We start from the raw sequence: 13,311 nt of genomic DNA on the forward strand, positions 1-13,311 counted from the left end.
GTTAAACTAACTGTTGTTAGTGTCCATAGTCTCTAAACAAATGACCCTAAGATAAGCGCAAATTTTTAAGGGATAAGGCTCTTGGGATATAAGGGTGTAAGGGAAACAACAAATAGTTAAATCAAGACACTTCATAAATAATGTTCTTCTCCTACACCCCTACACCCCTACACCCAGTCACAGCCAGAGTTTCACGCTCACAGGCGCGACATTCATCTCTAAACCATAATTTCTGGCGGTGTAATTGCAGCATAGAGATCAGATGGGAGTAAAGCATCTTTGATGTCAATTTTCTTGGGTATGACACCCGCTTGAAAGAACAAATCTGCCACACGCTGTTGTTCTGCTATCAGTGCCGGACTTAAACCTCTGCGTCCGACGAAAGTGCGCCGAGACATTACCCTTGCGGCTACATCTTCATCCAGCTTTTGTTGGGTAATCATCAATTTTTTGACTTCATCTCGATTCACTTCTGCCCATTTATCAAGCGCATGAAGTTCTTCAATCAGAATTTTCAGAACACCAGGATTTTCTTGAGCAAATTGTCTATCAGCAATATAGTATCCCCCAGGAGAATCTAAGCCAACAGAATCTCTGAGGACACGAATGCGATTCATCTTTTCGGCGATCGCATAATGTGGATCGTTCGTCATCCAAACAGGAATTCTCCCCTCCAGAAAAGCAGCCCGCGCCTCGATAGTCGCCATACTTTTGATTTTGATATCTTTGATGGTCAAACCAATCGACTGTAAAGCCCTGAGCATAAAATAATGTGATGCCGAGCCTTTTTGAAAATAAACTTCTTGCCCCTTAATCTCCTCAAACTTTGTGAGTGGAGACTCTGGCGGCACTGCAATTACACTACTTCTACCGGTTCCTGCGTTTCTTTGTGTACCCACGACATAAACAATGTCTGACCCCGCCACTTGGGCAAAAATTGGAGGTGTTTCTCCTACTGATCCAACATCAACCCTACGGGCAGCCATCCCTTCCATAAGTTGAGGCCCTTGGGCAAATTGCAACCATTCAACCTTGATTCCTAATGGATCTAAACGTTTCTCCAAAACTTGCCGATTACGGACGAGATCCCCTGCACTCTGGTATCCCATACGGAGAACTTTTGTTTTTATCCCCAAAGAACCGATACTATTTACTACATTCTCTTGGCTTTGTTGGCTACAACTTCCTAATAAATATGCCAAAGAGAAACCACCTACACTAGATGTAGCAAAATTGAGAAAACGACGGCGGTTAATCATATCTATATTGATTAATCAAAAATGTTAACTGTTGACAGATTATTGAACTAACGGAGAGAATCGCCTCTGCGGTATTCGGCGGTGATGTCATCTAGCTTTTGTTTCAAATTGTCATCGAGCTTTAGTTCCAGTGCTTTCAGGGTGTCAGCAAGTTGTTCTGGACGACTAGCACCAATAATGGGGGCAGTAATCACAGGATTAGCCAGTACCCAAGCTACTGCTAGTGTAGTGAGCGATAAGCCTGCGAAGTCCGCGACTGTGCGTAATTCCTCCACAGTATTAAATTCGCGATCGCGCCAGTATCTTTCTTGATAACGTTCTGCGGCTGCACCCAAAGTAAAACGTGTCCCAGCAGTAGGGCCATTAGCAATATTGTGTTTGCCAGTCAGTAAACCCCCTGCTAAGGGATTGTAAGGAATTACACCAAGTCCTTCTTCTTGAGCCAAAGGTAAAAGTTCGCGCTCAATTTCGCGGAATAAAAGATTGTAACGGGGTTGAATTGACACAAAGCGAGTTAAATTCCGCACGTCAGCACGACCCAAAGCACGAGCAAGTCGGTAAGCTAAGAAATTAGAAACACCGATATAACGTACTTTACCCACACGCACTACAGTATCCAATGCTTCTAGAGTCTCATCAAGTGGTGTGGAAGCATCGTCAGAATGTAATTGATACAGGTCAACATAATCAGTTCCCAGTCTTCTCAGAGAAGCATCGATCGCATCTAAAATATGTTTGCGGGAAGCACCCTGATCCCAAGGCGCAGTTCCAACCCGACCTACAGCCTTAGTCGCAATGATAAAATGTTCCCGTTTGCCTTTGAGCCAGCGTCCAATAATTTCTTCGGTACGTCCGGCTGTAGGTACTCCACCGCCTAGAGGATAAACATCGGCTGTATCCAAAAAGTTAATCCCACCATCGGCAGCTGTATCGAGAATTTGCCTAGAAGTTTCTTCATCTGCCTGCAATCCAAAGGTCATTGTACCAAGACACAGACGAGAAACTGTCAATCCAGTTTTACCCAGTTTAGTTGTTGGTAATGTCACGTTGTTTTGCTCCAAATTCAAATCTTTCTGAGTGTTAACTGAAGAGTAAGGGAAAACCAAAAAATAAATTATCCAAAATTGATAGTTCAGTAAGGTGCGTCAGTTTCAAAAAAACTAACTACGCTAAGAACTTATTCATACTGACGCACCCTACGTTTAGAATATTTTTTCCCCGGAATTCCCTAAGCAATTCTTTAATTTTGATTTGTCTCTAAGCCACTACAAAAGCTTGACGACGGCTCTGTGAAACAAACCACTGCTGCAATTTCAGATCGCTATAAACTTCATCGGCGATAAAATGGTCGCCTTCAGGTAATGCAGTAAAATCTACTGTTCCCCCTACTTCGCGCAAGGTATCGACAATCTGCTGTGTATCTTCAACTGACAGTTTTTCGTCCTTAGCACCTTGGAATATTTGGATAGGAATTTCTTTGAGTGCTGCTAGTTGGCTTGGTTCTAATGTTTTGGGTGCGCGACCGGAGACTGCTACTAAACCAGCAAAGCGACCAGGATGGGAAGCAGCAATGTGCCAAGCTCCAGCAGTACCTAGACTGAATCCTGATAGGATGACACGAGCAGGGTCGATGGATTGAGAAACGATCAGATTATCCAGCAAAGCAATTACATCCGCTTCTCGATCTATCCAAGTTTGTCCTTCAGGAAGTTGAGGTGCGACAAAGAAATAAGGTAAGGAGTTTGATTCATTCACAAAACGAGGTAAACCCCATTTCAACAGCACATTCAAATCTGTTCCCCGGTCACGCGCTCCATGCAAAAATAGTACTAAGGGCGCGGGTTGGTTAGCATCAGCAGAGACAGGCGAGAAAAGATAAGGTAAAGTGCTGGTGTTCAGATTTTGTTCGATGGTCATACCTCTTGACTCCTAAAGCTTGGGGCTACAATTTCTAGAACTAAGGGACTTCCAGATAAAAAAATATCCAAAATGTAGGATGCGTCAGTGTGAAAAAACTTAGCTGTACCAAAAAATTATTGATACTGACGCACCCTACCAACTGAATTAATTGCGAAAATGTGATGGCTTTGTGCGTTGGCGCAGCCTCTCTAAATGAGAATCGCCTAAATTTATCAGTATTATCAGTAACTTAATTGAGTGCTGGTTCTGCTAAAACCTTCTCGGCTTTTTGCTTGAGGACAGTTGGTAATTCACTCGTTAAAGGTTCGCCTTCAACTATTTGTGAACGGAAACCATCAGGCCCGACTGGAATATCACCTGTAATAGTGGTGCGATAGAGTACGCGCTCAACTTCTAGATGATCCAAATCTTGTGGTGCTAAATGGGAGGTGGCGCGGTTATCCCAAAACGCAATATCACCATTGTTCCAACGGAAGCGAGTGATATAAGCAGGTTTAGTAATTTGGTTGAAAAATAACTCCAGCAGCAGTTCACTTTCTTGTGGTGACACATCTAGAATGTGTGAAGTGAAGCCAGGGTTAACAAACAATGCACGTTCACCTGTCTCTGGATGAACCCGTACCACTGGATGAATCGAAACCTGCGGATTAGCTGCAATACGCTGGGCATATTTGCTACCACTGGGTATTCGTAAACGTGCATTGAACTTATGTTCAGCTCTCAATCCATCTGCTAGGGCGCGTAGGGGTGCAGATAGACCTTCATAAGCTGCAACTAGATTAGTCCATTGTGTGTCGCCACCAAAGCTAGGGACATTAACAGCTCGCAGAATTGAACCCGCAGGTGGGTTAACAACAGCAGTAACATCAGTATGCCAACGACTTTCATAGCTAGTACGGCGTAGACCGTTGCGACGCTCGAAGCGGCTGCGATCAATTGGTAAGATTTGGGAAAAGCCTTCTATCGGCTCGTCCTCGTGGGGATGGGCATAGGTTACTTCACCAAAGCGAGAAGTGAAAGCAATCTGTGCAGCATGATCGATGTTCTGATTGCGGAAGAAAACGACCTTCCACTTCAATAATGCTTGACGAATTTCGGCAACTGCTTCATCGTGCAGAGGATGGGAAAGATCCACGCCGCCGATTTCCGCACCGGTGAAACCAGAAGTCGGTTTAACTTCAATATGCTTATAGCTCATGTTTATTCTCCAAAGTTTGATGGGTCAATGTTGAGACTCTTCAGCTTCCTTAGTTCTTAAAGAAAGGGATGTAGAGGAGCAAGGAAATTATTCCTCGATCTCCTCCTAATCTCTTAGGCTGTTACTAAACTCTTATCTACTTGTGTAGATTCGATGTTAGTTACCTTAGATTCAACTGCTGTACCCTTGAAGAAATCAGGATTAGCTTGGGTATAGAACTTATAGGGATTAGCGAAGACATAAGCTTTAAAGTCTGCTTCGGAAATCACGCCTTCTTGCACTAAATCCCAGCTTTCTGCTAGAGGATCTGTTAAATCGGGTACATCCCAATGACCAACATCTGAGGAATAGATGGCGTTGATTTTCACACCCAAGGGATTAGCTTTGTCGTTGAATGCTGCGCCGATGGTGCGATCGTCAGATTCAGAACCAAAGAAGAAACTGTTCACCCAGCGATCGCGGATATCTTCAATAGTTTCAATTCCAGCAGCCGCAAAGTCTTCTAGTTCACTACCAATGGGTGAACGGCTATGACGGTTGAAGGAAGAACCTAGTACAGTCTTTTTGAGTTCTTCTTTGCTGAGGGGATGTGCTTGCAAGAATTCGCTACCAAAACGCTCAAACAACGCATACAATTCATCAAAATCTGTCAGGTCTGGGTTGTAATTTTGCAGACCGTTGAGACTGCGTTTGGAGAATCTGTCTACCAAATGGATGTAAACGTGTGCGCCCCAATCCGCACCACCTTCTAACATCGCTACGCGCAATTGTGGGAAACGCTTGGTAACACCACCAAAGAACAACGCCTTCGCAAATGCTTGTGAGCCATCGGCAAAGTGACCGATGTGGTTGTTCATGTAGTTACTGATGGAAGAGCGTCCAGTCCAACCTTGACTACCGTAATGGGTAGTAATGGGTACACCTAACTCAACCGCCTTAGCCCAGAATGGATCATAGTCGTATTCACTATCTAATCCGTAGAAGTCAATGTATGAAGCATACTTGGCGACTTCTGGGTATTGATCGGCGGGATATTTATCAGCGATCGCCTTAATGGGGCGTTTCACACCACCAGGAATATTTGCTACTTTTAAACCTAGTGTTTTTACTGCAAATTCCAATTCTTCGATGGCTTCTTCAGGAGTACCCATTGGGATACCAGCGACAGGTGTTAGGCGATCGCTATATTTGCGATACAAATCAGCATGATAGTGATTTACCGCCCGTTGCAATGCTTGACGATTCTCCTTACTTGCTCCAGCAGGTGCGAGAACATTATTCGGAAATAGTACCGAATAATCTGAACCCTGTTCTGCCTGACGCTCATAAAATAATTCAGGCAAAGTATAAGTAGCTAAATCTAGGGTATTGCGCGTAACTCTTGCCCACCAAGGAGAACGAATTGTCCGGTTGTATTGACGTTCTTCTGGGGTTTGTTGATACCAGTCTTTACCGTTGACTTTGGAGTTAAGACGAGAAGATTCTGCCTTGCGTAATGCGTCTACGAGTTTAGAGCCACCATAATTAGCAATGTAATCCTCCAGCGCTGGAGTGAAATCATTGGTATGAACATCTGTATCAATAACTGGATAATCCAGCTTGGCTTTAATTGCAGCCGAGCGAGAACTTTTTAATCTGCTATATTCAGTCATCTTTTTTTCCTTGCATAAATGACAGAAGTAGTGCCGAGAAATGAGTTATGGGTACTGAGTGAGAAAATTAATCCTGTAGAGACGCGATTTATCACGTCTCCATAGCCAATCTCTACTTCTACAGCACTCGAAACTCACCTCGTTTGTGTTTGTAGTCAGGACTTTAGTCCTGATTGCCTGTCAAAAAAGACTACAGCCCTAACTACAAAGTCAACTCCTAACAGCTTTAGGCAACAACCAATCTCTGATCCTCTGTTTTGACAGCAAATTGATTAGGCGGACGACGCAGCCCCAGATTTTCTCTCAAGGTGCTGCCTTCGTATTCAGTACGGAACAAGCCACGTTTTTGGAGGATAGGAACGACTAGGTTTATAAAGTCATCTAATCCTGTAGGCAGAATTGGCGGCATGATATTAAAACCATCTGCTGCACCATTGTTAAACCATTCTTCTAGTTGATCAGCAATGCCTTCAGGAGTACCAATGATGGTGCGATGACCTCTGGCGGTAGCAAGAGCAAGATACAACTGGCGCAGTGTTAAAGTGCCGCGAGTCGCTAAATCTTTGACCAATTTCAGGCGACTTTTGTTATTGTTGGTGTCGCTGGGTAGTTCAGGAGCTACATCATCCAGAGAATATTTCGATAAATCGACACCTTTGTAATAGTTCCTTAAAATCCCCCAAGCTACATCAGGATGAATCAATGATTGAATAAATTCGTACTTTTCTTGAGCCTCTTTTTCAGTCCGTCCAATTATGGGGAAAGCTCCAGGCATAATTTTCAGATCGTCTGGAGAGCGTCCATATTTCGCCAATCTACCTTTGACATCAGCATAAAATTCCTGGGCATCCGCTAGGGTTTGATTAGCAGTGAAGATTACCTCAGCAGTACGTGCTGCCAAGTCTCTTCCAGCTTCGGAAGCTCCAGCCTGTACAATCACTGGGTAGCCTTGGGGTGGACGACCGACGTTTAAAGGGCCTTTGACAGAAAAATGTTTACCTTTGTGGTTAAGGATATGCAGTTTATCGGGGTCGAAATAAATACCAGATTCTCTGTCACGGATAAAAGCATCATCTTCCCAGCTATCCCACAGACCTTTGACTACTTTAACAAACTCTTCAGCTCGCTCATAACGCTGGCTATGTTCTGGATGATGCTCCAATCCGAAATTAGCGGCAGCATTTTCATTACCAGTGGTAACTACATTCCAGCCTGCTCTTCCTTGACTCAAGTGATCCAAAGAAGCAAACTTACGAGCTAAAGTATAGGGTTCTTCGTAGGTAGTCGAAGCAGTAGCAATAAAACCTATGTTTTTCGTGACAGCAGACAAGGCCGAAAAGAGTGTGACTGGCTCAAAATGGACAAGTTTACCATTGCGTTTTTGCGTGTCTGGTGAGCCACCCCAAACCCCTGGACTATCCGCCAAAAACACCGCATCAAATAAGCCACGTTCAGCCGTTTGGGTAATTTCTTTATAATGCTCAAAGTTGAATCCAGCATCTATTTGTGCATCTGGATGCCGCCAAGCAGAAACATGATGTCCAGTGGCTTGAATAAATGCACCTAAGCGAAACTGCCGTTTTTTGCTCATTTACTTTTTCTCTTTATCTATTAGCTAAATCGGTTAAACGTTGAAATCTCACACCAAAGAAAGAGCCAGCAATTGAAAGTGCTGAGTTCTGTTAGCGTAGCGGGACGTTAGTCCATTGCGAATTGCGTTGGCGTTAGCCTTGCCGCAGGCTATTGCGAATTGGTATTACCTATCCCCTCAATATTTCCAAACAACATGAATTGTGGCTTTCAGTTCTTCTTTAAACTCTCCAGAAGGCTCAACTGCTAGTAGTGCCTCTTTGATATCTGCTTCAAAAGCTTCAGTTTGATCACCGTAGAAAATTTTCAGTGAGAAAGCTGTGGTATATAGGTAGCCAAGATAGCTAGAAACTGTCCAAGATTTTTCAAATGGCACTTCATATACTTCTTGACGAGCAAATTTAGAGTTAGCAATTACAACTTCGTGGGGAGGATCAACTGGTTTACGAATACCTTGTCCTCTTTGTCCCGTGCGTCGCTCTTCACCTAACCATTTTCTCACTACTCCAATTGCAGCCTGTTTCCAAGGTAAAGAGCTTTTCCAAGGATCATCGCCTGTATTCAGGAGTGCTAAAGCACCATCATCTCCCAGCAGTTCATAAAGGCGTTCTAGTACAATTTCCCTCTCCATCCAGTGGAAAGCTCTGCCAATGGTAGCTAGTTTAAATACTCCTAAACTAGCGTTAATCAACTCTGCGCCTTGTTCTAGCCAAATAATATTATTCGCTTCTACCTGTGCTGCTTGGCTTTGCGCTTCCTGAAGCATTTCTGGATCAGGATCAATGGCCACTACTTCCTGAAATTTGGTGCTGAGAGGAATAGCAATTAAACCTGGGCCTGTACCCAAATCTAGCAGTCTTCCTTGACCATTCAAATTAAATATTTCAGTTAGTTTATCGAATACAGCAGAAGGGTATTTAGTTCTATATTGAGCGTAAACTTCAGCCGCACCCTCAAACAATGTTGGGTCGTAGGTGGGTAGTGTTTTCAGTTGAGTCATAAGTTGATTTTTGGGTTCATCAATCCAGATTGGGAAATTCTTCAGCATCAGATATGAGAAAAATTTGCTTCCTCCCCAGTTTCTATTACCTGTTGGTGAGGACGTGTATTAAATTGCATCAAATACAAAACTTGTTGCTTATCAATTTTTCTCATGACTTATGCAGCCAGAATTTTCGTTTGAGCAGGAACTTAGGAATGTCTTGTAAAGATACAAGGTTTTGATCACCTATATCTCTATATTTCAAACCCATCTACAGCTTTGTTTTTTCCTCTGTCTGCGGTAAGTCATGTCTCTATCGGCTTTGTGTCAATACTTAGCCAGTCAATGCAATACTATGATGTATTTCTCAAACTACTTTAACTTGATTGATTTACCGTAGTTTATTCTTTAACAGAGCTTCTCACATTTTCCCCAAAAATGCAAGTGAGACTTAACACAAGTTTGCTAATAATTTTCTCTCAAAAAATGTATATTTGGATGCTTGTTTTTTGAATTATTTTATGCAATTATCCAGAAATACTACTAAATATCGATAAATTTTTAGTAGTATTTGTCAAGCACTAATGCCGCTAATTCCAATTCTGGACAAAACATCCCACTTACTTCTTGCCTTTTGCGTCATCTTTTAACACCATTTGTCTTTCGCAAAAATTGTTCACAAATAAATTTCTCTAAGGCAATCTCTTTGAGAAATATATGTCCTCAAAGGAATATGTAACCAAGACGTAAGAATCCTGTGGGGTGTTAGCAGATAAAAATTTGTTAATTTTCTGTGCATAACTTAATTACCAATGTCTAAAGCTTTGTGGAAATACGGGCTATTTATTCCGGCCTTGTTTAACGGGTTTTTCATCCTGTCGTTAGCAGCCAATGGGGCTGAAGTCTCAAATGTATCTGAGACAAAACCAGAAGTTGAGGAAATTTCGTCAAATAGTGCAACTCAAATTGCCAATGTAGAGGTAATTGAAACGCCAAATGGTTTACCATCTCAAACAGATAGTTTACTTGATCAAGAGAATCTCACAGAAGAAGAAAACTCCCTAGAACAAGTTACATCTGTTTCTCAGTTATCTGATGTTCAGCCTACAGATTGGGCATTTCAGGCTTTACAGTCTCTAGTGGAACGCTACGGCGCGATCGCTGGCTATACAGATGGTACATTCAAAGGCGATCGCGCTCTTAGCCGCTATGAATTTGCGGCTGGTCTAAATAGTGCTTTAGACCGATTCAATCAAATCATCGCCAATTCTACAGCAGACTTAGTTAGACAAGAAGACTTAGACACAATCAAGAAGTTAAGAGAAGAATTTTCTACAGAATTGGCTGCACTTCGAGGAAGACTTGATACAGTAGATGCAAAGTTAGAAACCATCAAAGAACAACAATTTTCGCCTGTAGTGAAACTCACAGGTCGAGCGCAGATTGTTCTTGGCTCACTGTTTGCTGGCAATAATGTTGTAACTGGACGGCCAGCACCCCGCGTAGTAACACAGCAAGGATCAGTATCTTTGCGATTAAATGCCAGCTTTACAGGTAAAGATTCACTGGGTATAACCCTGGGGGGCGGAAACATTCAATCATTGGGACAAACAAGAGCTGGATTATTAGGTACTTTTGATGGCAGAACTGCTGATAACTCCAGTATTACCAGACCACCTAATGATATTTCTGTTGGTGGTGTACGCTATCGGTTTCCATTTGGTTCAAATACCCAAGTCAACATCTATGCTTTATCAGATGGAGCTAATGAGCTAGGTTTTACTGTTCCGATTAATCCATACTTTGAAAGTAGTCTAGCAACTGGTTCTAATGGGATTTCCCGATTCTCACGACGAGCTTTAGTCTATCAATATGGAGACGCTGGCGGTGGAATAGCAATACTCCACAGATTAAATCAACAGTTCCAGTTGGGAGTAGCTTATAGCGCACCTAACGCCAATAACCCTGGACCAAATACTGGCTTCTTCACAGGGCGATATTTAGCCTTGGGACAGATACTATACACCAGCCCTGAGAAGAATTTTCGAGCGGCTCTAACTTACGTTAATACTTATAGTCCACCAAACGCCCAAGGTTTAAGTGGAACAAACTTTGGCCCAGCAGCAGGAAGTAACTTAGTCAATAGCACCGTAGCGGGGACGGGGACAGTAGCAAATCTTTATGGCATACAAGCTTTTTATCAATTTAGTCCCAAGTTTGCTATGAATGGTTGGGTAAGTTATGGCGCACACCGCTATTTAGGACGTGGTGATGGCCGAGCTATGGATTGGGCTGTAGGAATGTCGTTCCCTGATCTTGGAAAAAAGGGAAGTCTAGGGGGATTGTTTGTGGGTATGGCTCCAACACTTATCAATCTTAGCAAAAATGTGGATTTGGGAGCAGGCTTAGGACAAGCGGATAAAGACCTTTCCTTACATATTGAGGGATTCTACCAATATAAAGTTAACGATAGGATTGACATTACACCGGGTTTTATTTGGGTTACAGCACCCGATTCCAATGCAAACAATCCTGATAGTCTATATGCTTGGATTCGTACTGTCTATAGGTTTTAGGGATCATCAAGAGATATGAGGTGGGTTGTTTTGTCGCTAACCCACCGTTATTTCGGAACCTCTATCTTTTCAGGTTGCTTTTTACAAAATTTGGTGTAAAATTTTGATTGTAATCTACGGTAAATCGGTCAATATACTGTATTTAACAACTAAATACCCAAAGATAGGGGAAATTTTATAGGCACAATCACTAAAGAGTTTTTCAGGACTGAGTAAGAAAAATTTAGGGTTTAGTAAATTTTTATGGGGAATGTAAGGGGTATGTAAATCGGAATTTTGTAGGCGAAAACCTTGTTGTAGACTATTTTGAATTGGGAGCGTAGCAACGTGACTATTAGTCTGAGAAATACCAAAAGTTACAATTTATCACTCAAATTACTCATCGAGCATCCATATATCCAAAAAATAGTTCCTTGGATTGTGCCTTTCTTAGTCCTAACACTTTGGGAAACAGCTTCTAGGTTCGGTATACTTTCCAGTAGAATTTTGCCCGCACCAAGTGGTGTGTTGTTCACAGCATTTAAATTAGCTGCTAGTGGTGAACTTTTCCATCACGTAGGAATTAGTGCTGCACGGGCGATATCGGGTTTTATAGTTGGTGGTAGTATTGGGTTTAGTTTGGGTTTGCTCAATGGCTTTTCTCGCGTAGCAGAAAAGTTGTTGGATAGTTCCTTACAAATGCTTCGTACTATCCCCAATTTGGCAACAATTCCCCTAGTAATTTTATGGTTTGGGATTGGCGATCAAGCTAGATTATTTCTCGTATCACTTGGGGTTTTCTTTCCACTTTATCTTAATACATTTCATGGTATTCGTAGCGTAGATCCTGGATTAATTGAAATGGGAAAAGTCTATGGATTAAAAACTCCGCAGCTTTTGTGGCACATCATTTTCCCAGGAGCATTATCTTCAATTCTGGTTGGTGTGCGTTTCTCTTTAGGGATTATGTGGTTAACCCTAATTGTGGCAGAAACCATTGCAGCTGATTCGGGAATAGGTTACATGGCAATGAACGCCCGTGAGTTCATGCAAACAGATATTGTGGTGTTAAGTATCGTAATTTATGCCTTACTCGGTAAGTTAGCAGATGCCGTTGCCAGAACATTAGAAAGTAAATTCTTGGCATGGAATCCCAATTATCAACTCAAATAATCATAAAAATCGAAAGTTAAAATTCAGATTTCAGGAGAGGTTTGGAAAATGGTTGCCAATTTACAAGCAAACGTACAAGGTACACAGCTAAGTATTTTAGATTTAACGAAAGCTTTTGGTCAGCAAACTGTCTTAAACTCTTTGAATTTAGAAGTAAAACCAGGGGAGTTTGTGGCAATCGTAGGGCGTAGTGGTTGTGGTAAAAGTACCTTGTTGCGTCTAGTATCAGCTTTGGATAAACCAAGTTGCGGTGGCATATTATTAGATGGAGAACCATTGCGTAAACTTGGTGATTCTATCCGTGTGATGTTTCAAGATCCTCGATTATTACCCTGGAAAAGTGTGATTGACAACGTGGGTTTAGGCTTGCATGAAAACTGGGAAGATAAGGCTCTTTGGGCATTAGAGAAAGTTGGACTCAAGGATAGAGCAAAAGAATGGCCATCTGTACTTTCTGGCGGACAACGCCAACGGGTTTCATTAGCGAGAGCTTTAGTCAACCAACCACGTTTGTTGCTACTTGATGAACCTCTAGGAGCATTAGACGCTCTCACTCGTTTAGAGATGCAGCATTTGATTGAAAATTTATGGCAAGAACGCGGATTTACAGCTTTTTTAGTGACTCATGATGTGGAAGAAGCTGTGGCACTAGCAGATAGAGTAATTCTTATTGAGAATGGACAAATTACTTTAGATGTACCTGTCGATTTACCACGTCCTAGAGATAGGAGTAGTGATGTGTTTATCAACATCAGAGAAACTGTGTTAGAGCAAGTAATGAAAACTGAAAATGTGTATGCCAACAAAAAGTTAATACAATTAAGTAATTGAAATTTATGAGCTGAAAATTATAAATTCATATAGGAATCATAATTGATTTCTGTTGGATTAGTCTTCAATAGCCTATAATTGAGATTGATTTTACTGTGCTGTATTTCTACTAAGTAATTGCCATAACAAGTGTGTGGCTGTAGCTGTTTAA

Annotated in this window: 10 protein-coding genes; 3 read left to right on the forward strand and 7 right to left on the reverse strand. The window is 42.0% G+C overall.

All coding sequences use genetic code 11. The features are described from left to right. Positions 1-218 precede the first annotated feature (218 nt). The 7 genes from H6G14_RS01565 to H6G14_RS01595 all read right to left on the reverse strand — a co-directional run bounded on the left by H6G14_RS01565 (position 219) and on the right by H6G14_RS01595 (position 8,619). On the reverse strand, positions 219-1,259 hold the full coding sequence (locus H6G14_RS01565; protein WP_190565387.1) for an aliphatic sulfonate ABC transporter substrate-binding protein: 1,041 nt from the start codon (positions 1,257-1,259) through the stop codon (positions 219-221). A gap of 47 nt (positions 1,260-1,306) precedes the next feature. After that, positions 1,307-2,305, reverse strand: coding sequence for an aldo/keto reductase (locus tag H6G14_RS01570; RefSeq protein WP_190565388.1), 999 nt, complete (start codon positions 2,303-2,305; stop codon positions 1,307-1,309). 211 nt (positions 2,306-2,516) lie between these two features. Then, the gene (locus tag H6G14_RS01575) at positions 2,517-3,176 is read right to left on the reverse strand and encodes a carboxylesterase family protein (protein WP_190565389.1); all 660 of its coding nucleotides are present in this window, start codon (positions 3,174-3,176) and stop codon (positions 2,517-2,519) included. A 232-nt stretch (positions 3,177-3,408) separates the two neighbouring features. Further along, positions 3,409-4,377: a TauD/TfdA dioxygenase family protein gene (locus H6G14_RS01580; RefSeq protein ID WP_190565390.1), complete on the reverse strand. Its 969-nt coding sequence runs from the start codon at positions 4,375-4,377 to the stop codon at positions 3,409-3,411. A 113-nt stretch (positions 4,378-4,490) separates the two neighbouring features. Next, positions 4,491-6,029, reverse strand: a complete 1,539-nt coding sequence (locus H6G14_RS01585; protein ID WP_190565391.1) for an amidohydrolase family protein — start codon at positions 6,027-6,029, stop codon at positions 4,491-4,493. Positions 6,030-6,255: 226 nt separating this feature from the next. Further along, positions 6,256-7,620, reverse strand: a complete 1,365-nt coding sequence (locus tag H6G14_RS01590; protein ID WP_190565392.1) for an LLM class flavin-dependent oxidoreductase — start codon at positions 7,618-7,620, stop codon at positions 6,256-6,258. Positions 7,621-7,797: 177 nt separating this feature from the next. Next, positions 7,798-8,619, reverse strand: coding sequence for a class I SAM-dependent methyltransferase (locus H6G14_RS01595; RefSeq protein ID WP_190565393.1), 822 nt, complete (start codon positions 8,617-8,619; stop codon positions 7,798-7,800). Positions 8,620-9,413: 794 nt separating this feature from the next. Here H6G14_RS01595 and H6G14_RS01600 point away from each other — a divergent pair. From H6G14_RS01600 to H6G14_RS01610, 3 genes are all read left to right on the forward strand, one after another. Then, complete coding sequence (locus H6G14_RS01600) at positions 9,414-11,177, forward strand: iron uptake porin (RefSeq protein WP_190565394.1); 1,764 nt, start codon at positions 9,414-9,416, stop codon at positions 11,175-11,177. A 327-nt stretch (positions 11,178-11,504) separates the two neighbouring features. After that, the gene (gene ssuC / locus H6G14_RS01605; protein WP_190565395.1) at positions 11,505-12,329 is read left to right on the forward strand and encodes an aliphatic sulfonate ABC transporter permease SsuC; all 825 of its coding nucleotides are present in this window, start codon (positions 11,505-11,507) and stop codon (positions 12,327-12,329) included. 48 nt (positions 12,330-12,377) lie between these two features. Continuing rightward, positions 12,378-13,160 carry an ATP-binding cassette domain-containing protein gene (locus H6G14_RS01610; protein ID WP_190565396.1) on the forward strand — a complete coding sequence of 261 codons (783 nt, stop codon included), beginning with the start codon at positions 12,378-12,380 and terminating at the stop codon, positions 13,158-13,160. Positions 13,161-13,311 lie beyond the last annotated feature (151 nt).

Source organism: Nostoc parmelioides FACHB-3921, assembly GCF_014696625.1.
Taxonomy (GTDB): domain Bacteria; phylum Cyanobacteriota; class Cyanobacteriia; order Cyanobacteriales; family Nostocaceae; genus Trichormus; species Trichormus parmelioides.

What these genes read in the sequence shown, in the direction of transcription:
- H6G14_RS01565 (WP_190565387.1), bottom strand. Translation starts at nt 1,259, where the DNA reads ATGATTAACCGCCGTCGTTTTCTCAATTTTGCTACATCTAGTGTAGGT.
- H6G14_RS01575 (WP_190565389.1), bottom strand. Translation starts at nt 3,176, where the DNA reads ATGACCATCGAACAAAATCTGAACACCAGCACTTTACCTTATCTTTTC.
- H6G14_RS01580 (WP_190565390.1), bottom strand. Translation starts at nt 4,377, where the DNA reads ATGAGCTATAAGCATATTGAAGTTAAACCGACTTCTGGTTTCACCGGT.
- H6G14_RS01585 (WP_190565391.1), bottom strand. Translation starts at nt 6,029, where the DNA reads ATGACTGAATATAGCAGATTAAAAAGTTCTCGCTCGGCTGCAATTAAA.
- H6G14_RS01590 (WP_190565392.1), bottom strand. Translation starts at nt 7,620, where the DNA reads ATGAGCAAAAAACGGCAGTTTCGCTTAGGTGCATTTATTCAAGCCACT.
- H6G14_RS01595 (WP_190565393.1), bottom strand. Translation starts at nt 8,619, where the DNA reads ATGACTCAACTGAAAACACTACCCACCTACGACCCAACATTGTTTGAG.
- H6G14_RS01600 (WP_190565394.1), top strand. Translation starts at nt 9,414, where the DNA reads ATGTCTAAAGCTTTGTGGAAATACGGGCTATTTATTCCGGCCTTGTTT.
- H6G14_RS01610 (WP_190565396.1), top strand. Translation starts at nt 12,378, where the DNA reads ATGGTTGCCAATTTACAAGCAAACGTACAAGGTACACAGCTAAGTATT.